The sequence below is a fragment of the Streptomyces sp. NPDC040610 genome (genome assembly GCF_055594065.1).
Map to the genome: position 1 here is coordinate 479504 of NZ_JBVIXA010000001.1, position 21003 is coordinate 500506.

Below are 21003 nucleotides of genomic sequence, written 5' to 3' on the forward strand. Positions count from 1 at the left end.
ATGCGGGTACTCGCACAGATCGCGATGGTCATGAACCTCGACAAGTGCATCGGCTGCCACACCTGCTCGGTCACCTGCAAGCAGACCTGGACCAACCGCTCCGGCACGGAGTACGTCTGGTTCAACAACGTCGAGACCCGCCCGGGGCAGGGCTATCCGCGCCGCTACGAGGACCAGGAGAAGTGGCGCGGCGGCTGGGAGCTGAACCGGCGCGGCGCCCTCAAGCTCAAGGCGGGCGGCCGCTTCCACGCCCTCGCCACGATCTTCTCCAACCCGGTCCTGCCCGGGATCAAGGACTACTACGAGCCCTGGACGTACGAGTACAAGAACCTCACCGACGCGCCCCTCGGCGAGGACTACCCGGTCGCGGAGCCGCGCTCCCTGCTCACCGGCAAGCCCATGAAGATCGAGTGGAGCGCGAACTGGGACGACAACCTCGGCGGCGGCGCGCCGGGCCTCGACGCCGACCCGATGGTCGAGCGGGCCCGCGACCAGGCCCGGGGGACCGCCGACCGGCTCTCCCGCGACATCCGCGCCACCTTCGAAGAGACCTTCATGTTCTACCTGCCGCGCATCTGCGAGCACTGCCTGAACCCGGCGTGCGTGGCGTCCTGCCCGTCCGGCGCGATGTACAAGCGGACGGAGGACGGCATCGTCCTCGTCGACCAGGACGGCTGCCGGGGCTGGCGCAAGTGCGTCACGGGCTGCCCGTACAAGAAGGTCTACTTCAACCACCGCACCGGCAAGGCCGAGAAGTGCACGCTCTGCTACCCGCGCCTCGAAGTGGGCCTGCCCACGGTCTGCTCCGAGACGTGCGTGGGCCGCCTGCGCTATCTGGGCGTGGTCCTCTACGACGCCGACAAGGTCACCGCGGCCGCCTCGACGCCCTCCGAACAGGACCTGTACGAAGCCCAGTTGGGCGTCTTCCTCGACCCCGGCGACCCGGACGTGCGGCGCGCCGCCGAGCGCGACGGCGTCCCGCACGACTGGATCGAGGCCGCCCGGCGCTCACCCGTGCACGCCCTGATCAGCACCTACCGCGTCGCGCTCCCGCTGCACCCGGAGTACCGCACCCTGCCCATGGTCTGGTACGTCCCGCCGCTGTCCCCGGTCGTGGAGGCCCTCGCCGGGACCGGGCACGACGGGGAGGACGCGGGCAACCTCTTCGGCGCCATCGACACCCTGCGGATCCCCCTCGAATACCTCGCGGAACTCTTCACGGCCGGGGACGTCGGGCCGGTGCGGGCCGCCCTGGAGCGGCTCGCGGCGATGCGGTCGTACATGCGCAGCCTCAACCTGGGCGACCCGCCGGACGGTTCGGCCGTCGAGGCGGTCGGCATGACGGGCCCCGCGATCGAGGACATGTACCGGCTCCTGGCCATCGCCAAGTACGACGAGCGGTACGTCATCCCGACGGCGGCCATGGCGGACGCGCGGCGTCTGGAGGAGTCGGCGGTGCCGGACGGCTGCTCCCTGGACGCGGCGGGCGGACCGGGGATGGGCGGGCCCGGGCCCTTCGGGGACGACTCGGGGACCCACAACGGCCTGCCCCTGGTCACCATCGAGAACTTCCACGCCTCCCGCGGCCGCCAGACCGCGGACACCCCGGAGCCGGGGGAGGGGGACCGATGACCGCGCACGCCGCGCTGTACCAGGGCGCCGCGCACTGCCTCTGTTACCCCGACGAGCGGACCCGCTCCCACTTCCCCCTGGTCCGCGCGGCCGTCCCGCAGCTCACCGCGTTCCTGGACCACGCCGAGGCCTCGACCCCGACCGCGCTCGCCGAGACCTACGTCCGCACCTTCGACTTCAAGAACCGCCACAGCCTGTACCTGAGCTGGTGGCTGGACGGCGACACCCGCCGCAGGGGCGCGTCCCTGGTCGCCTTCAAGGAGACCTACCGGGCGCACGCCCTGGAGCCGACCGGCGAGGAACTCCCCGACCACCTCCCCACGGTCCTCGAATTCACCGCAGCCACCGGCTCCCCGGACCTGCTCCTGGCCCACCGCGCGGGCCTCGAACTCCTCCGCATCGCCCTCACCGAGAACGGCACCCCCTACGCCTCGGTCCTCGACGCCGTCTGCCGCACCCTCCCGGGACCCTCGCCCAAGGACAGGGCCGAGGCCCGCGCCCTGGCCCGCTCGGGCCCGCCCACCGAGACGGTCGGAGTCGACTGATGCACACCCTCCTCTGGGCGGTCCTGCCCTACGTGGCCCTGACCCTGCTGATCGCGGGCACGGTCTGGCGCTACCGCTACGACAAGTTCGGCTGGACGACGCGTTCCTCACAGGTGTACGAGTCGAAGCTCCTGAACATCGCGTCCCCCGCTTTCCACTACGGCATCCTCTTCGTCCTCGTCGGCCATGTGATGGGCCTGTTCATCCCGGAGTCGTGGACGGACGCGGTCGGCCTGAAGGAGCACGGATACCACCTGCTGTCGTTGTACGGCGGCACGGCGGCCGGGGTCCTCGCGGTGGCGGGCATCGCCCTGCTCCTCTACCGCAGGCGCACGAACGCGCCCGTCTTCCGGGCGACGACCCGCAACGACAAGCTCATGTACGCGGTGCTGCTGGCCGCGATCGTCATGGGCATGTGGGCCAAGCTCACGAACTCCTCGGTGAGCGAGGGCTACAACTACCGCGAATCCATCGCCCCGTGGGCCCGCAGCATCGTCACGCTCCAGCCGGACGTCGACGCGATGACGGGCGTCCCCCTGACCTTCCAGCTCCACGCGGTCATCGGCCTGCTCCTGATCGCCCTGGTCCCCTTCACCCGCCTGATCCACATGTTCAGCGCGCCGGTGCAGTATCTGTTCCGGCCTTATGTGGTGTATCGGAGCCGCGCCACGGACGCGGTGGGCACACGGAAGGAGCGGCGGGGGTGGGAGAAGGTGGATTCGTAGGATTCAGTCGGTGCGCCGCTTGGGCTGGGCCGCTTTGAGGATCACCGCCACGTCCAGCGACACTTTGACGCCGATCGAGTCGGGGAGGGCGACCACCTGGCCGGAGGCGTGCACTTGATGGTTCGCGTACTCGCCGTCGGTGGGTTCGGTGAGGACGTGCAGGCGCTGGTGCTTGCGGTCGACGACGACATATACGGGGACGTTGGCCTCGGCGTAGGCGGCGCCCTTGGTCTTCAGGTCGTCCTTCCAGTTGCTGGAGGTGACTTCCAGGACGAGCCGGAAGCAGGCCGGGTCGTAGGCGTTGTTCTCGACGAAGTGGTCGTCGATGTCGGCGTCCACGATCACGAGATCGGGGATGGCGTAGTCCTCGGTGCCGGTGGGGAGCCAGAGCCCGACGTTCTGGAGGACCTCGGCATCGACGTCGTCCAGCCCGGCGTCGAAGAACGGGCGCATGAGCGTGGTCAGGGCGCGGGCATGCGGGACATCCGGTGAGGGGGTCACGAGGAGATGGCCTCCGATGATCTCGACGCGGTAGCCCGGATGGCGCTCCATGATCTCGTCTGCGATTGCCGTGAGGGAGAACGGCTCCTCGTCCTCGAAAGGCTGCTCGACGCTGGCGGCGGACATCGCGTGCCTCCTAGGGGCTGGGGTCGAGGGCATCATCGTAGGACGAACCAGGCTCGGGCATCCGGAACCGAATCGTTCACCAGAACGAGTGAGGGCCCCGCGCCCGGTGTGGAAACCGGGTGCGGGGCCCTCACGCAGGCCGAGCCGAAAAGCTAGAAGCGGCGCGTGATCAGCGCCCGCTTCACCTCCTGGATCGCCTTCGTGACCTCGATGCCGCGCGGGCACGCGTCGGTGCAGTTGAACGTCGTGCGGCAGCGCCACACGCCGTCCTTGTCGTTCAGGATCTCCAGGCGCTGCTCACCGGCCTCGTCGCGCGAGTCGAAGATGAAGCGGTGCGCGTTGACGATCGCGGCCGGGCCGAAGTACTGGCCGTCGTTCCAGAACACCGGGCAGGACGACGTGCACGCGGCGCACAGGATGCACTTCGTGGTGTCGTCGAAGCGCTCGCGGTCCTCGGCGGACTGCAGGCGCTCCCGGGTCGGCTCGTTGCCCGTGGTGACCAGGAAGGGCATCACGTCGCGGTAGGCCTGGAAGAACGGGTCCATGTCGACGACGAGGTCCTTCAGGACCGTGAGGCCCTTGATGGGCTCGACCGTGATCGGCTTGGCCGGGTTGATGTCCTTGATCAGGGTCTTGCAGGCAAGGCGGTTCTTGCCGTTGATGCGCATGGCGTCCGAGCCGCAGATGCCGTGCGCGCAGGAGCGGCGGAACGTCAGCGTGCCGTCCAGGTCCCACTTGATCTTGTGCAGACCGTCGAGGACCCGCTCCTTGGGGTCGATCTCCAGCTGGAAGTCTTCCCAGACCGCGTCCGCCGAGATCTCCGGGTTGAAGCGGCGGATCCGGAAGGTGACGGTGATGAGGTGGGACGAGGCCGCGGCGTCCGCCTCGACCTTGTCCATCGTCGGAGTTGCCATCAGTACTTACGCTCCATCGGCTGGTAGCGGGTCTGGACGACCGGCTTGTAGTCGAGGCGGATCGAGTCCTTGCCGTCGTCGGCGACCTCGCGGTACGCCATGGTGTGGCGCATGAAGTTGACGTCGTCGCGGTTGGGGAAGTCCTCGCGGTAGTGGCCGCCGCGGGACTCCTTGCGGGCGAGGGCCGAGACCGCCATGACCTCGGCGAGGTCGAGCAGGTTGCCCAGCTCGATGGCCTCCAGGAGGTCGGTGTTGAAGCGCTTGCCCTTGTCCTGGACCGAGACGTTCTTGTAGCGCTCGCGCAGCTCGGCGATCTTCTCGACGGCCGTCTTGATGGTCTGCTCCGTACGGAACACCATCACGTTGGCGTCCATCGTCTCCTGGAGCTCCTTGCGGATGTCCGCGACGCGCTCCGTGCCCGTGGAGTCGCGCAGCTGCTCCACCAGGGAGACCACGAGCTCCGCCGGGTTCTCCGGCAGCTCGACGAAGTCGGCCTTCTCGGAGTACTCCGCGGCGGCGATGCCCGCGCGGCGGCCGAAGACGTTGATGTCCAGGAGCGAGTTCGTGCCCAGGCGGTTGGCGCCGTGCACGGACACACAGGCGACCTCGCCGGCCGCGTACAGGCCGGGGACGACCGTCGTGTTGTCGCTGAGGACCTCGCCCTCGACGTTCGTCGGGATGCCGCCCATGGCGTAGTGCGCGGTCGGCTGGATCGGGATCGGGTCCGTGTAGGGCTCGATGCCGAGGTAGGTGCGCGCGAACTCGGTGATGTCCGGGAGCTTGGCGTCGAGCTGCTCCGGCGGCAGGTGCGTGAGGTCGAGGTAGACGTGGTCGCCCTCGGGACCGCAGCCGCGGCCCTCACGGATCTCCGTGTAGATGGAGCGGGACACGACGTCACGGGACGCGAGGTCCTTCATGACCGGCGCGTACTTCTCCATGAAGCGCTCGCCGTCCTTGTTGCGCAGGATGCCGCCCTCACCGCGGGCGCCCTCCGTGAGCAGGATGCCCATGCGCCAGATGCCGGTCGGGTGGAACTGGAAGAACTCCATGTCCTCGAGCGGCAGCCCACGGCGGTAGCAGGCGGCCTGGCCGTCACCGGTCAGGGTGTGCGCGTTCGACGTCACCTTGAAGAACTTGCCGGTGCCGCCGGAGGCGTACACGACGGCCTTCGCCTGGAAGATGTGGATCTCGCCGGTGGCCAGCTCGTACGCGACGACGCCCGCCGACTTCTTGACGCCGTCCTCCTCCACGATGAGCTGGTCGAGGACGTAGAACTCGTTGAAGAACTCCACACCCTCCTTGACGCAGTTCTGGTAGAGGGTCTGGAGGATCATGTGGCCCGTGCGGTCCGCGGCGTAGCAGGACCGGCGCACCGGGGCCTCGCCGTGGTTGCGGGAGTGGCCGCCGAAGCGGCGCTGGTCGATGGTGCCGTCCGGGGTGCGGTTGAACGGCAGGCCCATCTTCTCGAGGTCGAGGACCGCGTCGATGGCCTCCTTCGCCAGGATCTCGGCGGCGTCCTGGTCGACCAGGTAGTCGCCGCCCTTGATCGTGTCGAAGGTGTGCCACTCCCAGTTGTCCTCCTCCACGTTGGCGAGCGCGGCGGCCATGCCGCCCTGCGCCGCGCCCGTGTGGGAACGCGTGGGGTAGAGCTTGGTGAGCACGGCGGTGCGGCTGCGCTTCGTCGCCTCGATGGCGGCGCGCATGCCGGCGCCGCCCGCGCCGACGATGACGGTGTCGTACTTGTGGATCTTCATGGGTGGTTACCTCAGCCCCGTGCCTAGCGGATGTTCGGGTCGAAGGTGAAGATCACCAGCGTGCCCAGCAGGATGGTGAACACCGTGGCGGTGTACAGCAGGCCCTTCAGCCACAGGCGCGTGTTCGGGCGCTCCGCGTAGTCGTTGATGACCGTGCGCAGACCGTTCGCGCCGTGCAGCATCGCGAGCCACAGCATCAGCAGGTCCCAGACCTGCCAGAACGGCGAGGCCCAGCGGCCGGCGACGAACGCGAAGCCGATCTTGCTCACGCCGCCGTCGAGGACCAGCTGGATCAGCAGGTGCGTGATGACGAGGACGACGAGGACGACGCCGGACAGGCGCATGAACAGCCACGCGGCCATCTCGAAGTTGCCGCGCGTGGCGCGCGGGGTCTTCGAGGTGCGCTTGCGGGGCGCCTCGATGAGGGGGGCCGGGTGGTCGACGTCGTACAGCGAGACGTCCTCGACGGGGCCGACTCCGGAGCCGCCGGACTTCTCTACGGTCGTGTCAGTGGACATGTCTGGCCTCAGCTCCCGAATACTTCACGGACGGCGTGGCCGAGGACCGGGTAGAGCGCGCCGACCATCAGCACGACCCAGATGCCCACGACGGTCCAGAGCATCTGCTTCTGGTAGCGGGGGCCCTTCGACCAGAAGTCGACGGCGATGACACGCAGACCGTTGAGCGCGTGGAAGAGGATCGCGGCGACGAGGCCGTACTCCAGGAGCGCGACGAGAGGTGTCTTGTAGGTGGCCACGACTTCGTCGTACGCCTCCGGGGAGACGCGGACGAGAGCGGTGTCGAGGACATGCACGAACAGGAAGAAGAAGATGAGGACACCGGTGACTCGATGAGCCACCCATGACCACATGCCTTCCCGGCCGCGGTACAGCGTTCCAGCCGGCACGGAAGAACCCTCCGGGAGCGGGGATTGGGGCCGGCCGGCTTCTCGGTCGGACGAGCCCGGCCGGGTACGGTCCACCGGCCGCTCGACATCGTATCGACGAGTTGTCGGCTTCCCCGCCCGGGGTCCGCTGGTGTGATCAAACAGGCAATCAAACTGGTACGTACGGGCTATCGCGGTGGGGTTCGCCGCGTCGGGCCGGGGGTGCCCCGGGGTGGTCCTCGACGGTCGGCGCGGCCTGGGCGTGGACCAGGCGGGTGAGGCGGCCGCGGGCCAGGCGCCGCAGCTCCTCGGCGGCCACGGCGCGCTCCTCCTCCGGGTCGTTGCCGAGGCGGGCGCGGATGGAGGCGAGCAGGTGGTCGAGGGATTCGCTGGGGGCGACGGCGTCGAGGCAGACCACGAAGGCGTGACCGAAGCGGCTCTCGTACGCGGCGGTGGCGGCGCGCAGGGCGGTGGCCGCGGCCTCGTAGCCGGGGCCCGGCGGGAGCGAGGGCTCAAGGGGTTCGGCGGCCAGGGCCTCGGCGAGGTCGTCGGGGGTCAGGTCGTAGGCCGCCTCGTCGGCGGCGGCGAGCAGCGCGTCCAGGTCGGGGTAGGGCCGGTGGGCGGCGACGCGGTGGGCCCAGTGGCGGCTTCCGCAGCAGGTCAGCAGGGTGCGCTCGGCGTCCTGGGGCCCCGTGGCGTTCAGGGCGTCCGGTATGGCGCGGTGCGGCGGCAGGGGAGCTCCTCGGCACAGAGCAGCGGGTGTCGGGTGGTCCCGGCGCGGGGGTGGGATCCCGGCGCGAGGTCTGGGGCAACGCTAGCGGGGTGGGGAGAGAGGTGTCCGTGAGGCACCCGGATTTCATCCGAATGGGAGAGTTTGGGGTTGATCGGTGGACGCGCGAGCCCTCGTGGGGTGGACGAGCGGGCGGCGCCCGGGCGGGCTTAGCGTGGGGGGTATGGAGGCTCTGACTTCTGGTGCGGTGGGTCCGGCGGCGGGTTCTGGCGCGGCTTCCTGCCCGGTGGGCGTGTCGGTGGGCGTGTCCGTGGGTGGTGGGGCGTGATCCGGGGGCGGCTCGCCGTCGGCGCGGGGGTCGTCGCGGCGGGGGCGGTGGCCCTCGCGGTCGGGTTCTGGCCCGACGGATCCGGCACGGGCGGCGGCTCCGGTGACGGGGGCCGCACGGCAGGGACGGCGACGGCGTCCGAGCCCGCCCCGCGCTCGCCCGCGCCCACGAAGTCGTACGCGCTCTCCAAGGCACCCGCCACCATCCCCGCCGTCCGCGAGCACACCCCCGCCCGCGGCCCCGGCTGGCGGCCGGGCGACGGCGGCCGGGTCGTCGTCGGGGACCGGGTCCTCGCGGACGAGGCGCGGCTGCTCGCCCGGGAGCTGCGGCTGCGGTACGCGGGCGGGGCGAAGCCGCGCGCGGGCGACGTGCGCCTCGAACTGTCCCGGGGTGAGGGGCGGGGCGGCGGCCCCGAGTCCTACACCCTCACCGTCGAGGACCGCACCGTGCGCGTCGCCGCGCCCGCCGAGGCCGGGGTCTTCTACGGCACCCGCACCCTCAAGCAGGAGGTCGCGGGCGGCAGGAGCGCCCCGGAGGGCGTCGTGCGGGACCGGCCCGCCAAGCCGCGCCGCGGCTTCATGGTCGACATCGCCCGCAAGCACTTCTCCGCCGAGTGGATCGAGGACCGGATCCGGGAGCTGGGCGACCTCAAGTACAACGAGATGGGCCTGCACTTCTCCGACGACCAGGCCTTCCGCATAGCCTCCGACTCGCACCCCGAGGTCGTCTCCGCCGACCACCTCACCAAGGCGCAGGTCCGCCGCATCGTCGACCTCGCGGCCGAGCGGCACATCACCGTCGTACCGGAGATCGACTCGCCCGGACACCTCGGCGCGGTCATAGCCGCCCACCCCGACCTGCAACTGCGCGACAGCCGCGGCGCGGCCACGCAGGGTGCCGTCGACATAGCGAAGCCGAAGGCCGCCGAGATCGTCGACGACCTGCTGCGCGAGTACGCCGAGCTGTTCCCCGGCGCCCGCTGGCACCTCGGCGCCGACGAGTACCAGGCGCTGACCCGGAGCGACCCCGAGGCCTCCTACCCGCAGCTCGCCGCCGCCGCGCGCGACCGCGTCGGCCCGGGCGCCCGCGTCCAGGACCTGGCGACGGCGTGGCTGAACGACCGCGCGAAGGCGGTGGGCCCGGGGCGGGAGGTGCGGGCCTGGAACGACGGGTTCTTCCGCGGCGGCGTCACCCGCGTCGACGACCGCGTCGAGGTCGCGTACTGGACCGGCAAGGAGATCGGCGCCCGCGAGCCCGTCGAGTACCTGCGCGACGGCCGTGACGTCCTCAACTACAACGACGAGTACCTCTATTACGTCCTCGGCGAGCCCAGAGACTTCCAGTACCCCACCGGGCAGCGCATCTACGAGCAGTGGACCCCCCTGGTCCTGCGCGGCACCCGCCCCGTCCCCGCCTCCTACGACCGCCGGATACTCGGCGCCACCTTCGCCGTGTGGTGCGACCTCGCCGGATCGCAGACGCAGGAGCAGGTGGCGCGCGGGGTCCGGCTGCCGCTGCGGGCGACGGCGCAGAAGCTGTGGGACGAGCGGGGGCCGACGCGGCCGTGGGAGGCGTTCGTGCGGCTCGCGGGGGACGTGGAGAAGCCCGCGCGCTGAGCCGTGCCCTGAACCCGCGCGCTGAGCCCCTGCCCCGGGCCCGCGCGCTTGGTCGTGAATGCCCGTCAAGTCCCTGATGATCCCCAGGTGGACACCCCTGTCGTTGACGCGTACATTGCGCCGGTCGTGCCGCGCCGACGCCCGGGGAGGGGCGTGGGCGGCGGCCTCGCTCCGTCGCGCACACGCGACGCGCTCATTCCGTCTCGACCCGTGGGGGACCGCTCCGTCATGTCGTACACGCCACCGCTCATGCCCTCGGCACCGCCGCCGCCGTCCACCCACGGGCCCGGTGCCTGGCTGAAGTCGCCCGTGGGCCTCGCGAACGCCACGGTGGCGGTGCTCGGGGCGGGCATCGCCGCCGACCTCTTCTCGCTGTGGGCGGGCGGCGGTGTCCACGGCGTCGTGAGCGATGTGATCGACGGGGACTACGGCACCGTCACCGAGGACCGCCTCGACCGGGCCGACACGCTCTACGGCGTCTCCGGGATCCTCCAGGGCGCGGCGATGCTCGGTGCCGTCGTCCTCTTCCTGTGCTGGTTCCACCGGGTGCGCGCGAACGCCGACGTGTTCGCGCCGGACGGGCACAGGAAGACACGGGGCTGGGCGATCGGCGGCTGGTTCGTGCCGATCGCGAACCTGTGGATCCCGCGCCGGATCGCCGTCGACATCTGGGACGCCAGCTCCGGCGAGCGCTGGCTGCCGGGCGCGGGCCAGGAGACCAAGCGGCGCACGCTCCTCAACGCCTGGTGGACGCTGTGGCTCACGACCGGCATCTTCGGGCAGATCGCCTCGCGCCAGTACCGCGCCGCCGAGGAGCCCGAGAAGGTCCAGCAGGCCGTCGTCTCCCTGATGGCCTCCGACCTCATCAACATCGCCGCCGCCATTGTCGCGATGCTCTTCGTGCGCCGTCTCACCGCGATGCAGGACGCGCTGGCGCGCTCGGGATGGGGCCCCCGCGACTAGGACTGTCCGACGGGGCGGCGCCGTGCCCCGGCGCGCGCGTCATCCGTGCCCGAACGCGTGGATCATCCGTGCGTGCTGTGGCTGATCCGTGCTTTCGGTGGCGCACACACGCGCCCTGTGGTGTATTCGGCCAGAAGCCGGAAACAACGGTTCGAGCACAACGGGGGCACGGAGATGGGCTACTGGGGGTACTACGTCGTGGGCAGGAGCGCGCGGCCGCTCGGGGAGTTCGAAGCGGTGGCGGGCGTACGTGACCGGCTCACGCTCCTCGAGGCGCGGCCCGACGGCTGGCAGGTCTGGGAGTGCCCGGGCGACGGCTCGGTGGACGTCGGCAACATGAACGCGCTCGCCCGGGAGACGGCGGCGCCCGCGCTCTTCGGGTATGTCCTGGACAGCGACTGCGTGGTCGTCGAGGCGGCGGCGCCGGAGAGCGGCGCGTGGACGACGTGCCTGGCCCGCGAGGCGATGGCCGGGTACCTCGGCGAGGACGAACTGACCGTCGAGGACTACTTCCTGGAGCCGCGCGACGCCGCCGAGCGCGCCGTCGCCTGGGCCGCCGAGTCGGGCCGCACCGCACGGCCCGCCGCGCTCCTCGACGTCCTCACCGCGGACCCCGAACCGTCCGCGGAGGAACTGTTCTTCAGGTTTCTCGACCGGCTCGGGGTGTTCCCGCAGTAGCCTGTCCCGCAGCGTCGAATTCCGGCCGCTGTGACGTTACTGAGCCTCCGCACGCAGTAAGGGCAAGTGGGGCATGCGGAGGTGCCCAGTCCGCGACAGGAGACGGCGTACGTCATGAGTACGAGCCCTTTGTCCAGTTCAGACCCGTGGGTGCGGGCGGGCGACGCATGGCCGGATAGCGCGCTCCGCGCCGCCGGAGCGTCGGATACCGGCCAGCCGAGCCTGGTCGACCTCATCGCCCTGGCCGACGAGACCGCCCTGGCCGCCAGCGGCCTCGGCTGCCTCGACCGCTGCCTGCCGCTGCTCGGCGACGACGACCAGGTCCTGCGCCCCCTGTGGGTGAGCCTCGCCGACGGCACGGCGTGGGAAGGGGCGTTGGGGGAGGTGCGGGGGGTGCTCGGGGCCGGTGCTCCTGGCGGGGGTGCTGGGGCTGGTGGGTCCAGTGGTTCCAGTGGGCCCGGCAGGGCTGGTGCGGCTGTTGCGTCCGATGCCGACTCCGATGCCGACTCCGGCGCCGACTCCGATGCCGTCGCCCTCGCCCGGCGCATGCTCGACGCCGTCCCCGCCGCCCGCTCGGCCGACTCCCTGCGCGCCTGGGCCGACGGCTGCTCGGCCGCCGCCCTGCAGATCCACCGGCTCCTGGACGCCGGGAACGACGGCGTGTCACCGCTCGTCGCCGCCGAACTCCGGCGCCAGGTAAGGGTCCTTGAGCTGCTCGGCGGCCGCGCGGGCACCGGCGGCGGACTGCGCCAGGTGCTCGACGTGTCGACCGAGGGGCGGCGGGTGCTGCGGGCGGTGGTGTCGCGGTCGCGGCGGTCGGGGGTCGGGCCGTCGGGGTCGGGGTCGGACTAGGGCCTGTCCGGCGGGCGGCGCGGACGCGCCCCGCGTGCCGGTAAGCGGACGGGGCAGCGCGCGGGTCAGTGCGCGGGTCAGTGCGCGGGTCAGTGCGCGGGCTCGCCCAGCCAGCGCGCCAGCGCCGCCGTCAACTCCTCCGGCGCGGCCCCCGCGTCGTCCCCGGCATCGGCCGCCCACGCCACGTACCCGTCCGGACGGACGAGCGCCGCCGCGAGCTTCGGCCGGTCCGGGCAGGCGGCGGAGTGTGTGCGCAGCCGGTCGCCGTACCCCTCGGCCCGGGTCCGCAGCGCCGCGTCGTCCGTGAGGTCGAGGAGCAGGGCGCGGCCTTCGTGGAGCAGGTCGGCGAGGCGGTTGCCGTCGGCGAGCACGAGGTCGGGGGCGCTCGCGCCGACGAGCGGGTGGGAGCCGCCGAGTTCGTACCGCTGTCGTACGCCCGAGATCTTCTTGACGAAGTACGTCGTGCCGGTGACCGTCTCCATCAGGTCGTCGACGATCGCCCGCAGGGCGCGCGCACGCGGGTCCGGGCGCATCAGGGCGATCTGCGCCCGCGTCCAGTCGAGGACCCAGGCGCCGAGGGGGTGCCGCTCGGCGGTGTACGTGTCGAGCAGGCCCTCGGGCGCGTCGCCGCGCACGGTGGCGGCGAGCTTCCAGCCGAGGTTCAGCGCGTCGCCGATGCCGAGGTTCAGGCCCTGGCCGCCGAACGGCGAGTGGACGTGCGCGGCGTCGCCCGCGAGCAGCACCCGGCCCTTCCGGTACGTCGTCGCCTGCCGGGCGTTGTCGGTGAAGCGGGTCGCGGTGTGCACACGGGTGACGGTGACGTCCACGCCGGTCACGGCCCGGATGCTCGCCTGCATCTCCGCCGCCGTGACGGGCGCGTCCCGGTCCTGGGGCACGCCGTCGAACTCGACGGTCAGGACGCGGCCGGGGACCGGACCGTAGGAGTAGATCCCGGTGGCCGTGCTGTTCCAGCCCGTGCGCAGGCCCTCGGCGTGCTCCAGGTCGACCAGGGCCTGGTGCCCCGTGATCTCCGGGTCGGTGCCGGGGAAGTCGAAGCCCGCGGTCTTGCGGACGAGGCTGCGGCCGCCGTCGCAGCCGACCAGCCAGCCCGCGCGCAGCGCCCCGGCGGACGTCCGCACGGTCACGCCGTCGGCGCGCTGGTCGAAGCCCGTCACCTCCATGCCCCTGCGCAGGTCCACGCCGAGCGCGTCGGCGCGGGCCGCGAGCACCTCCTCGACGGTGGCCTGCGGCACCAGGCCGACGTGGTCGGCGGGGCCCCGGCCGGCGAAGTCGGGGTCGTCGGCGTCCAGGTGGTCGGCGCTCAGCGGGATCCCCGCGAAGTGCCCGGCGAAGCGCGGCGCCACCTTGACCGGCCCCGCCGGGGCGTCGGACGCCGCCGCGCGCTGCCGTCCGAACTCCGCGAACTTCCGGAGGGTGCGCTCCTGTTCGGCCGCGAGGACGGGGAGCAGGCCGCGCCGGTAGAAGGCCTCGGCGCCGGGGGTGTTCACCGCTCCGGCCTTGATGGTCGTGTCGATCTCCGTGAGCCGTTCCAGTACGACCACGGAGGCGCCGCCGAGCCGGAGTTCGCAGGCCAGCATCAGGCCCACGGGCCCGCCGCCGACCACGACCACGTCGCACTCGTCAGCCGTCGCTTCTTCTGCCGCTGCTGCTTCGGTCGCTGTCGTCATGCATTTAACTGTAGTCACTAAAAGTTTATAGCGAGTATAGTGAAGGTCATGGAGAGGCATACCGGGCAGCCGCGGGACGAGGAGCTGGGCCTGCGGGAGCGCAAGAAGCGGCGGACCCGGCAGCGCATCGCCGACGAGGCGACGCTGCTGATCCTGCGGCGGGGCTTCGAGCAGGTGACCGTCGCGGAGGTGGCGGCCGCGGCCGAGGTCTCGACGATGACGGTCTTCAACCACTTCCCGCGCAAGGAGGACCTGTTCCTCGACCGCCTCCCGGAGGGCGTCGAGACGGTGACCCGGGCCGTCGCGGACCGCCGCCCGGACGAGACGCCGCTCGCCGCCCTGCGCCGCCGCGTCCTCGAACTCCTCGACGAGCGGCACCCGTTCGGAGCCGTCGGCGAGTCCTTCCCGCGCTTCTGGCAGGTCGTCCTCGACTCGCCCGCGCTGCGCTCCCGCGCCCGCGAGGGCCTGGAGGAGCTGGAGGAGGCCCTCGCGGCGGCCCTCGCCGAGGCCGCGGGCGAGGACCCCGCCGCACCGGGGGACGACACCCGCCTCACCGCCGCCCTGACGATGGCGGCGTACCGCACCGCTTACGCCACGACGGCCCGGCGGCAGCTCGCGGGCACCGGCACCGACGAGGCCGCCGTCGGCCACCGCGAGCTGGTCCACCGGGCCTTCGACGCACTGGAGCGGGCGGTGCCCCGGCCCCGGCCTCCCGAGGCAGCGTCGGCACCGCCCGCTCCGTGATCGTTCAAGGGCACCCCTGGCGGGGAGGGCCCGTCAGGGGGTCAGGGCCTCACCCAGGTGCGCCGTCGCGGGCGTACCGAGCTGCGCCCGCCCGTAGTAGACCCCGCTCTTGAGCACGGGCGCCCCCGAGGCGTCGGTGTCCAGTTGCAGGACCGTGCCCGCGCCCTCGTCCTCGCCGTCCGCGCCGATCGCGAGGTCCGCGCGGCCGTCGCCGTCGAAGTCGGCCAGCGAGACCGCCGAGCCGAGCCGGTCACCGGACTCGGTGGAGCCGGGCACGTCCGGCTCGTCCTGGCTGACGGCGAGCGCGCCCGCGCCCGTCAGGCCGGACGCGGTGCCCTTGAAGAGCAGTGACGTTCCGGCGTCCGTACGGGACTTGTCCGCGCGCGTGATGTCCTCGCCCGGCGCACCGGCGAGGACGTCCGCGTGCCCGTCCTTGTCGACGTCGCCCACCGCCACCGACCAGCCGAGCGCGTCGCCCGCCTCGGCCGCGCCCACCACTCCGGGGCTCGCCTGGTGGACCGTGGTCGCGCCTGCCGAGGAGAGGCCCGACGCCGTACCGGGAACGACCGTCACCTGGCCGCCCGCGTGCGCGCCGGACTCCGAGGTGTACGGCTGGCCGATGACGAGGTCGTCGCGGCCGTCGCCGGTCACGTCGCCCGCGGCGACCGCGCGGCCGCCCTTGGCCGTCAGCGTGCTCACGCGGCTGAGCCCGGAGCGGGTGCCCTTGAACCAGACGACCTTCCCCTGCCCGGCCGCGTCGCGGTAGGTGAGGGCCACGTCGGCGTACTTGTCGCCGTTGAAGTCGCCGGAAGCGGCGTCGGCGTACGCGATGGCCCGGTCCCCGGACGTCACGGTGCCCGCCGTCTCGCGGCCCGCCGCGAACCGCGCCGACCAGCTGCCGCCCGTGCCCGTGGCCGCGGCGAACACGTCCGCCTTGCCGTCGGCGTCGAAGTCGCCGACGGCGACCGCCGAGCCGAACCGGGCGCCGCCGTAGGCGAAGTCCTCGGACAGCTGCATGTCCGTGCCGGACGTGAACTTCGGGCCGTACAGCATCGTCACGGCGCCGCGGTCCTTGTGGCCCGACATGTCGTCCTCGCCCGGCGCGCCGATCACGAGGTCCGCGTCGCCGTCGCCGTCGATGTCTCCCCAGGCCGTGGCCGCGCCCCACTGGTCGCCGGACTCGCTCACGCCGGGCACGCCCGTGCTCGACTGCGTGAGCGTCTTCTTCTTCCCCGCCGCCGGACCGCCCGCGCCGCCCGGCACGACGGTCACCGACCCCTTCGACCCGGACGCGCGCGGCGTGGCCACGACGAGGTCGGCGGTGCCGTCGCGGTCGAAGTCGGACGTGGGGGCGGCGGGAGCGGCGTCGGCCGCGTGTGCCGTCGTGCCCGCCATGACTCCGGTGCCGCCGAGCACGACCGCCCCGACGGCCAGCCACGCCCCGCGGTGCGCCTTTCGCAGGCTCAAATGCCTCAACCCCTCTGATGAGCTCCTGGTGAATCAGCGAGTTCGTATGACTGTCCGGAGAGCGGAAGGGTTGTACAGGGTGGGGCGAAATGTCGCGTGACCTTTCCCTCACCGCCCTGGTGTGACAACGGGGTGGACGGCCACGCAGGGTTCATGGGACGGGTCGCATGAGAAACGCGTGAGAACGCGGATGCGTACACGTGGGCGCCTGAGCGCGCGGTCGGAGACGGGAAAGGTCGGCGGGACGGGTGGGGACTGTGGGGCTCAGGGCGGGGCACGGGACGCGGGGCGGCGGGCGCCGGAGCCGGTCCCGGGGCGTGGCCGTCGTGCTCGTGGCCGCCGCGACGGCGTCCGCGCTGACGGCCTGCGGCGCCGACGACAAGCCGGTCCGGCTGAACGGCACCTTCGAGCAGCAGCTGCCGCCGGACCAGGCGCGCGGCGCGCGGCTCGCGACGGAGGGCATGCGGCTGCTGGAGTCGGCGAGGTCGCTGCGTCTGAACGCCGCGATCACCAAGGGCTCCGCGAGCGCGGGCACGGCCCAGCGCATCGAGGTCTCGCTGCGCGTCGACCGGCACTCCAACTGCACGGGCACGTTCGACGGCGGCCAGGGGCAGCGCGGCGAGCTGCTCGTGGTCAAGGGCGGCGCCACGCACATACGGTTCAGCGAGGCCTCGCTGGACGGCCTGCTCGCCCAGGCCGAGGCGGAGGAACCGGCCGCCTCCGCGGCCATCAGGGAGCGGGTCGCGCTGGTCCGCGGCAAGTATCTGCGGATGCCGACGGACAACGTCGCCTTCTCCAAGGGCATGTGCGACCTGGGGAGTCTGTCCCAGGCGGTCGACGGGCTCGGCGACGACGACTTCGAGGGCACCGTCCGCGCCGAGCGGCCGACGTACCGCTACGGCCGGCACGTCATCCCGGTCGTCGACGTGGAGCGCGGCGACAAGAACGTCATGTACGTCGCCGCCGAGGGCAAGCACCGCATCACGGCCTACGAGGCCGAGGAGAGCGGCGAGCGCCGGGTCCTCAAGCTGTCCGACTACAACGAGCCGTTCGAGGTGGCGACGCCGCCCGCGGCCGAGGTCGTCGACGCGAGCGAGTTCGGGGGACCGGCGGGGGCCGACCTCTTCGAGGTCTGAGCCGCACCGCCGGCGAGTGAGCGGCCGGGGCCGCCACCCCCCACAGGAGAGGCCCCGGCCGTCACACGGCACGAACCGCGTGGCGGTCCGTACTCCCTTCTGCGTCCCGGGTGCGTTTTCTGTCACACCGCGATGCGTCACCCGCTAGTTGCGTGTTGTACAAACATGGACGCGCACCGGTTTCACGCCGTAGCGTGCAGGTTCGCGCCGCGTTGCGACCCACCTACGCGACCGCCGACCCGAGCACCGTGAGCGGTGCAGCGGCGCACGACCGCGAGAAGACAGACCCGTGAGAGCGGCGCCTGGCCAGGCGCAGAGGGGCACGCAGTGCAGGGGGAGGACGACGCTGAGCTGACCGCCGCCGTGCTTGCGGCACAGAACGGGGACGAGACCGCGTTCCGGACTGTGTACCGCTCCGTGCACCCGCGGCTGCTCGGTTACGTACGTACGCTCGTCGGCGACCTCGACGCGGAGGACGTCGCGTCCGAGGCGTGGCTCCAGATCGCCCGCGACCTCGACCGGTTCAGCGGCGACGCGGACCGCTTCCGCGGCTGGGCCGCGCGCATCGCCCGCAACCGCGCCCTGGACCACATCCGGATGCGCGGCCGCCGCCCCGCGATCGGCGGCGACGAGACGGAGCTGACCGGCAAGCCCGGCGCGGCCGACACCGCGGGCGAGGCGATCGAGTCCCTCTCCACCGGCGCCGCGCTCGCCCTCATAGCCCAGCTCCCGCAGGACCAGGCGGAGGCCGTCGTGCTGCGGGTCGTGGTCGGCCTCGACGCCAAGAGCGCCGCCGAGACCCTGGGCAAACGCCCCGGCGCGGTCCGCACCGCGGCCCACCGCGGCCTCAAGCGCCTCGCCGAGCTGATGGGCGCCGACGACCCCGCGCAGGGGCGCGGACTCGGCGCCGTACCCCCGCAGCCTGACCCGCACGGACGTGCGGTGCCACCGTCCCCGTGTGTGACGCATTCGCGTACGCGGACGCAGAAGGACATGTGATGGCCGACGAGCAGTACAAGTGGCTGGACCGCGATGCGGCGGAGCGATTGCTCCGCGGTGAGCGGCTCGACGGCATCGGCGATCACGAGCGCGAACAGGCGGAACGCCTCACCGAGGCCCTGATCGCCCTCCGCGCGACCACCCCTTCGACCCCCTCCGACCCCGCTCCCGCGTCCACCCCCGCCGTGAAGGCCGAACTGCCCGGCGAGGCGGGGGCGCTGGCGGCGTTTCGCGCTGCGCGCGGGGGTGGTGGGGTTCCTGGGGCTTCTGGGGTCACCGGGGCTTCCGGGGAGGTTTCTGCGGCTGGTGCGGCTGGTGCGGCTGGTGCGGCTGGTGCGGCTGGTGCCGCTGGTGTCTCCGGTGCGCCTGGTGCCCCCGGTGCGATTGGCGTCTCCGGTGGGCCCAGTGCACCCGGCACGGGCGCACCCCGTGGGTCCGGCGCGCCCGGCGGTGCCCCGACCGACATCAGCCCCGTGACCCCCGCCAACCCCGGCGTGTTCGGCGACACCCGCGCCCCCGGCGCACCCGGCGCTCCCACCGCCCTGGCGACTCCCCCCGGCCGGACCGACCAGCGCGGCCGGACCGACCAGGCCGACCAGACCGTCCGCATCGGCCGCACCACCCCCCGCCCCACCCGCTGGGGCCGCCCCGTCCGCCTCGGGGTGGCCGCCGCGCTCGCCGCCTGCATGGCCGGTGGGGTCGCCGTCGCGGCCGGGGCCGGGGTGATCCCCTCGCCGTTCACGCGCAGCGAGCAGGGGCCCGCGACCAGCGCGTCCCCGGTGGCGACGCCGGAGCAGCCGCTCAGCACGCCCTCGGACGACGCCGTCGACCCGCCCGACGAGGTGCCCGACGACGTCAGCTCCGCCCCCGAGGACGACCCGTCCGAGGCGCCCAGGAGCAGCGCGCCGCCCGAGGACACCAAGACCCCCGGCAACACGGAGGGCACCGACGGCGGCAAGGACACCGCCGACAAGCCCGACAAGGGCCCCGGGCCCGGCACGGGCGAGGGCGAGCAGCGCGGCGACGCCAGGAAGTGGCGCAAGCGCGTGATCTCCGCCTGCCGCGACTACCGCAGCGGCGCGCTCCAGGGCGACAAGCGCCGCCGCCTGGAAGAGGCCGCGCGCGGCGCCGAACGCGTACAGCGCTTCTGCGAGCGCGTCCTCGACGGCAAGGGCGGCGGCAAGGGCGACAACGGCCACGGCGGCGACGGCGGTCAGGGCGACGGCGACGGGCACAACGGCGGTGGGGACCACGGCCCCGGCGACGGACACAGCGGCGGCTCCGGCGGCCACGCCCCGCCCGTGATGCTGCCCGCCCCGCTGCCGCGCCCTTCGACCTCGTACAGCGCCCTGCCGGTCCGCTGACCGCACCCCGTGCATCCGCCACGAAAGTGTGATCCAGGCCGCACCACCAGGGTGTGACGTTTTCCGAATCGGCGGCGCAGTAAGAAGTGAGCCGACTGGTCATCGGCTGCGCACGAGCCGGGGTTCCCCCCGTACCTACGGCTCAGTGCCACTGGCGGGGGGGGGGGGGGGGTTCCCCCCCCCCCCCCCCCCCCCCCCCCTCCCCCCCCCCCCCCCCCCCCCCCCCCCCCCCCCCCACTCTCTGCGCCTGAACCGGCGCCGCTCTCGCGGACCAAATTGATCGCCGTTGGGGTTGCTCCATTGATGGTTGCGGTCGTTCGGGGGTGCACGATCTCGGGCACCCTTTGTGGGTCACTTGTAGATGACCACTCTGTCGCCCGTCCTGACCTGCTTGAACAGCTTTGCGATGCCCTTCTTGTCGCGTACGTTCACGCAGCCGTGTGAGGCGCCGTTGTAGCCCCTGGCCGCGAAGTCGGACGAGTAGTGGACGGCCTGGCCGCCGCTGAAGAACATGGCGTACGGCATCGGGGTGTCGTACAGCGTCGAGACGTGGTCGCGGTTCTTCCAGAACACCTGGAACTCGCCCTCGCGCGTCGGCGTGTACTCCGAGCCGAAGCGGACGTCGACCGTCGTGACGGCCTTGCCGTCGATCATCCAGGTCAGCGTGCGGCTCTCCTTGCTGATGCACAGGACCCGGCCGGTCAGACAGCGCCGGTCCGGCTTCGCGGGCGGCATGCCGCCGTCGGGGTACAGCTCGGCCCTCGTCGGCTCGCGCGTCATGGCGAGCAGCCGGTCCCAGGTGCGGGTGTCGGTCGCGCCGGTGCGCAGCAGCCCGCGCTTGCCCTGGAAGCCCTCGACGGCGGTCGCTGTGACCGGTCCGTACGTCCCCGTCGGGTTCTGCCCGAACCAGCCGATCTGCCGCAGCCGCGCCTGGAGTTCACGCACCTTCCTGCCGTCCTGGCCGCGGGCGAGGACGACCGGTCCCGGCTCCGGAGGGGCCGGGGGCGGCGGGGTGCTGGTGCTGGTGCGCGGCCGGGGCGGCGGCGTGGACGGCACGTCCGGGGTCTTGGACTGCGGCAACTCGGCCCGTGACACCGGGGACTTCATCTTCTTCAGGGGTGATTCGCTCGGCGTGGGCGAGGAGTTGGCCGAAGAGGGGCGGGCGGTTGGCGACTTCTCGTCCTTGCCCGTCGTCTCCACGGCCTGCGCCGTGCACCCGCACGCCAGGGCCAGGGCGACGACGGCCCCCGCCGCCGCCCGTCCCCTGGCTATCGCGTCCCTGCTCATCGCATCCCCCACACCGATCCACCGGACAACACTCCCCGAAGTGTTTCCCATCAGCGAATGGTTGGGAA

The 21003-nt window shown here is 72.5% G+C and carries 20 protein-coding genes; 11 read left to right on the forward strand and 9 right to left on the reverse strand.

The window, feature by feature from the left end; translation table 11 throughout:
- Genes narH through narI form a run of 3 tightly spaced genes read left to right on the forward strand, consistent with a single transcriptional unit; the run spans position 1 to position 2902 of the window.
- Positions 1-1632 carry a nitrate reductase subunit beta gene (gene narH / locus ACZ6AA_RS02290; protein WP_471455784.1) on the forward strand — a complete coding sequence of 544 codons (1632 nt, stop codon included), beginning with the start codon at positions 1-3 and terminating at the stop codon, positions 1630-1632.
- Positions 1629-2177, forward strand: coding sequence for a nitrate reductase molybdenum cofactor assembly chaperone (gene narJ / locus ACZ6AA_RS02295; RefSeq protein WP_468480434.1), 549 nt, complete (start codon positions 1629-1631; stop codon positions 2175-2177). Before narH ends, narJ begins: the two co-directional genes overlap by 4 nt.
- The gene (gene narI, locus ACZ6AA_RS02300; protein ID WP_471455787.1) at positions 2177-2902 is read left to right on the forward strand and encodes a respiratory nitrate reductase subunit gamma; all 726 of its coding nucleotides are present in this window, start codon (positions 2177-2179) and stop codon (positions 2900-2902) included. Before narJ ends, narI begins: the two co-directional genes overlap by 1 nt.
- Positions 2903-2905: 3 nt before the next feature.
- Here the strand turns inward: narI and ACZ6AA_RS02305 are convergent, their stop codons facing one another.
- From ACZ6AA_RS02305 to ACZ6AA_RS02330, 6 genes are all read right to left on the reverse strand, one after another.
- Positions 2906-3529 carry a Uma2 family endonuclease gene (locus tag ACZ6AA_RS02305; protein WP_468451002.1) on the reverse strand — a complete coding sequence of 208 codons (624 nt, stop codon included), beginning with the start codon at positions 3527-3529 and terminating at the stop codon, positions 2906-2908.
- Positions 3530-3681: 152 nt separating this feature from the next.
- Positions 3682-4443, reverse strand: coding sequence for a succinate dehydrogenase iron-sulfur subunit (locus ACZ6AA_RS02310; RefSeq protein WP_468451004.1), 762 nt, complete (start codon positions 4441-4443; stop codon positions 3682-3684).
- Entirely contained in the window at positions 4443-6197 is a 1755-nt protein-coding gene (gene sdhA, locus ACZ6AA_RS02315) for a succinate dehydrogenase flavoprotein subunit (protein ID WP_468451006.1), read from the reverse strand. Before sdhA ends, ACZ6AA_RS02310 begins: the two co-directional genes overlap by 1 nt.
- 23 nt (positions 6198-6220) lie before the next feature.
- The gene (locus ACZ6AA_RS02320; protein WP_087885611.1) at positions 6221-6715 is read right to left on the reverse strand and encodes a succinate dehydrogenase hydrophobic membrane anchor subunit; all 495 of its coding nucleotides are present in this window, start codon (positions 6713-6715) and stop codon (positions 6221-6223) included.
- 8 nt (positions 6716-6723) lie between these two features.
- Positions 6724-7104 (reverse strand): succinate dehydrogenase, cytochrome b556 subunit, encoded by a 381-nt coding sequence (sdhC, locus tag ACZ6AA_RS02325; RefSeq protein WP_078619514.1) that lies wholly within the window; start codon positions 7102-7104, stop codon positions 6724-6726.
- A gap of 148 nt (positions 7105-7252) precedes the next feature.
- Positions 7253-7873 carry a 2-oxo-4-hydroxy-4-carboxy-5-ureidoimidazoline decarboxylase gene (locus tag ACZ6AA_RS02330; protein WP_471456594.1) on the reverse strand — a complete coding sequence of 207 codons (621 nt, stop codon included), beginning with the start codon at positions 7871-7873 and terminating at the stop codon, positions 7253-7255.
- Between the two features lie 264 nt (positions 7874-8137).
- Here ACZ6AA_RS02330 and ACZ6AA_RS02335 point away from each other — a divergent pair, with 264 nt between their 5' ends.
- The 4 genes from ACZ6AA_RS02335 to ACZ6AA_RS02350 all read left to right on the forward strand — a co-directional run bounded on the left by ACZ6AA_RS02335 (position 8138) and on the right by ACZ6AA_RS02350 (position 12250).
- Positions 8138-9757, forward strand: coding sequence for a beta-N-acetylhexosaminidase (locus ACZ6AA_RS02335; RefSeq protein ID WP_471455790.1), 1620 nt, complete (start codon positions 8138-8140; stop codon positions 9755-9757).
- 228 nt (positions 9758-9985) lie between these two features.
- Positions 9986-10720, forward strand: coding sequence for a DUF4328 domain-containing protein (locus ACZ6AA_RS02340; RefSeq protein ID WP_468451008.1), 735 nt, complete (start codon positions 9986-9988; stop codon positions 10718-10720).
- 174 nt (positions 10721-10894) lie between these two features.
- The gene (locus tag ACZ6AA_RS02345) at positions 10895-11398 is read left to right on the forward strand and encodes a hypothetical protein (protein WP_468451010.1); all 504 of its coding nucleotides are present in this window, start codon (positions 10895-10897) and stop codon (positions 11396-11398) included.
- Positions 11399-11512: 114 nt separating this feature from the next.
- Positions 11513-12250 carry a hypothetical protein gene (locus tag ACZ6AA_RS02350; protein ID WP_471455794.1) on the forward strand — a complete coding sequence of 246 codons (738 nt, stop codon included), beginning with the start codon at positions 11513-11515 and terminating at the stop codon, positions 12248-12250.
- An 89-nt stretch (positions 12251-12339) separates the two neighbouring features.
- Here the strand turns inward: ACZ6AA_RS02350 and ACZ6AA_RS02355 are convergent, their stop codons facing one another.
- Positions 12340-13938 (reverse strand): FAD-dependent oxidoreductase, encoded by a 1599-nt coding sequence (locus ACZ6AA_RS02355; protein WP_471455796.1) that lies wholly within the window; start codon positions 13936-13938, stop codon positions 12340-12342.
- A gap of 48 nt (positions 13939-13986) precedes the next feature.
- Here ACZ6AA_RS02355 and ACZ6AA_RS02360 point away from each other — a divergent pair, with 48 nt between their 5' ends.
- Positions 13987-14682: a TetR/AcrR family transcriptional regulator gene (locus ACZ6AA_RS02360; RefSeq protein WP_471455798.1), complete on the forward strand. Its 696-nt coding sequence runs from the start codon at positions 13987-13989 to the stop codon at positions 14680-14682.
- A gap of 33 nt (positions 14683-14715) precedes the next feature.
- On the opposite strand, the gene ACZ6AA_RS02365 is transcribed toward ACZ6AA_RS02360, so the two are convergent.
- On the reverse strand, positions 14716-16149 hold the full coding sequence (locus ACZ6AA_RS02365; protein WP_468451018.1) for an FG-GAP-like repeat-containing protein: 1434 nt from the start codon (positions 16147-16149) through the stop codon (positions 14716-14718).
- 317 nt (positions 16150-16466) lie between these two features.
- On the opposite strand from ACZ6AA_RS02365, the gene ACZ6AA_RS02370 reads away from it, so the two are divergent.
- From ACZ6AA_RS02370 to ACZ6AA_RS02380, 3 genes are all read left to right on the forward strand, one after another.
- Positions 16467-17285: a hypothetical protein gene (locus ACZ6AA_RS02370; protein WP_468480441.1), complete on the forward strand. Its 819-nt coding sequence runs from the start codon at positions 16467-16469 to the stop codon at positions 17283-17285.
- Between the two features lie 327 nt (positions 17286-17612).
- Complete coding sequence (locus ACZ6AA_RS02375; protein ID WP_468451022.1) at positions 17613-18284, forward strand: RNA polymerase sigma factor; 672 nt, start codon at positions 17613-17615, stop codon at positions 18282-18284.
- Positions 18284-19648 (forward strand): hypothetical protein, encoded by a 1365-nt coding sequence (locus ACZ6AA_RS02380; RefSeq protein ID WP_471455802.1) that lies wholly within the window; start codon positions 18284-18286, stop codon positions 19646-19648. Before ACZ6AA_RS02375 ends, ACZ6AA_RS02380 begins: the two co-directional genes overlap by 1 nt.
- Before the next feature lie 351 nt (positions 19649-19999).
- Here the strand turns inward: ACZ6AA_RS02380 and ACZ6AA_RS02385 are convergent, their stop codons facing one another.
- Positions 20000-20935: a L,D-transpeptidase family protein gene (locus tag ACZ6AA_RS02385; RefSeq protein ID WP_468451025.1), complete on the reverse strand. Its 936-nt coding sequence runs from the start codon at positions 20933-20935 to the stop codon at positions 20000-20002.
- Positions 20936-21003 lie beyond the last annotated feature (68 nt).

Coding starts and splice junctions, on each gene's coding strand:
- narH (WP_471455784.1), top strand. CDS start 1: ATGCGGGTACTCGCACAGATCGCGATGGTCATGAACCTCGACAAGTGC.
- narJ (WP_468480434.1), top strand. CDS start 1,629: ATGACCGCGCACGCCGCGCTGTACCAGGGCGCCGCGCACTGCCTCTGT.
- ACZ6AA_RS02355 (WP_471455796.1), bottom strand. CDS start 13,938: ATGACGACAGCGACCGAAGCAGCAGCGGCAGAAGAAGCGACGGCTGAC.
- ACZ6AA_RS02360 (WP_471455798.1), top strand. CDS start 13,987: ATGGAGAGGCATACCGGGCAGCCGCGGGACGAGGAGCTGGGCCTGCGG.
- ACZ6AA_RS02380 (WP_471455802.1), top strand. CDS start 18,284: ATGGCCGACGAGCAGTACAAGTGGCTGGACCGCGATGCGGCGGAGCGA.
- ACZ6AA_RS02350 (WP_471455794.1), top strand. CDS start 11,513: ATGAGTACGAGCCCTTTGTCCAGTTCAGACCCGTGGGTGCGGGCGGGC.
- ACZ6AA_RS02305 (WP_468451002.1), bottom strand. CDS start 3,529: ATGTCCGCCGCCAGCGTCGAGCAGCCTTTCGAGGACGAGGAGCCGTTC.
- ACZ6AA_RS02345 (WP_468451010.1), top strand. CDS start 10,895: ATGGGCTACTGGGGGTACTACGTCGTGGGCAGGAGCGCGCGGCCGCTC.
- ACZ6AA_RS02385 (WP_468451025.1), bottom strand. CDS start 20,935: ATGAGCAGGGACGCGATAGCCAGGGGACGGGCGGCGGCGGGGGCCGTC.
- ACZ6AA_RS02320 (WP_087885611.1), bottom strand. CDS start 6,715: ATGTCCACTGACACGACCGTAGAGAAGTCCGGCGGCTCCGGAGTCGGC.
- narI (WP_471455787.1), top strand. CDS start 2,177: ATGCACACCCTCCTCTGGGCGGTCCTGCCCTACGTGGCCCTGACCCTG.
- ACZ6AA_RS02340 (WP_468451008.1), top strand. CDS start 9,986: ATGTCGTACACGCCACCGCTCATGCCCTCGGCACCGCCGCCGCCGTCC.
- sdhA (WP_468451006.1), bottom strand. CDS start 6,197: ATGAAGATCCACAAGTACGACACCGTCATCGTCGGCGCGGGCGGCGCC.
- ACZ6AA_RS02310 (WP_468451004.1), bottom strand. CDS start 4,443: ATGGCAACTCCGACGATGGACAAGGTCGAGGCGGACGCCGCGGCCTCG.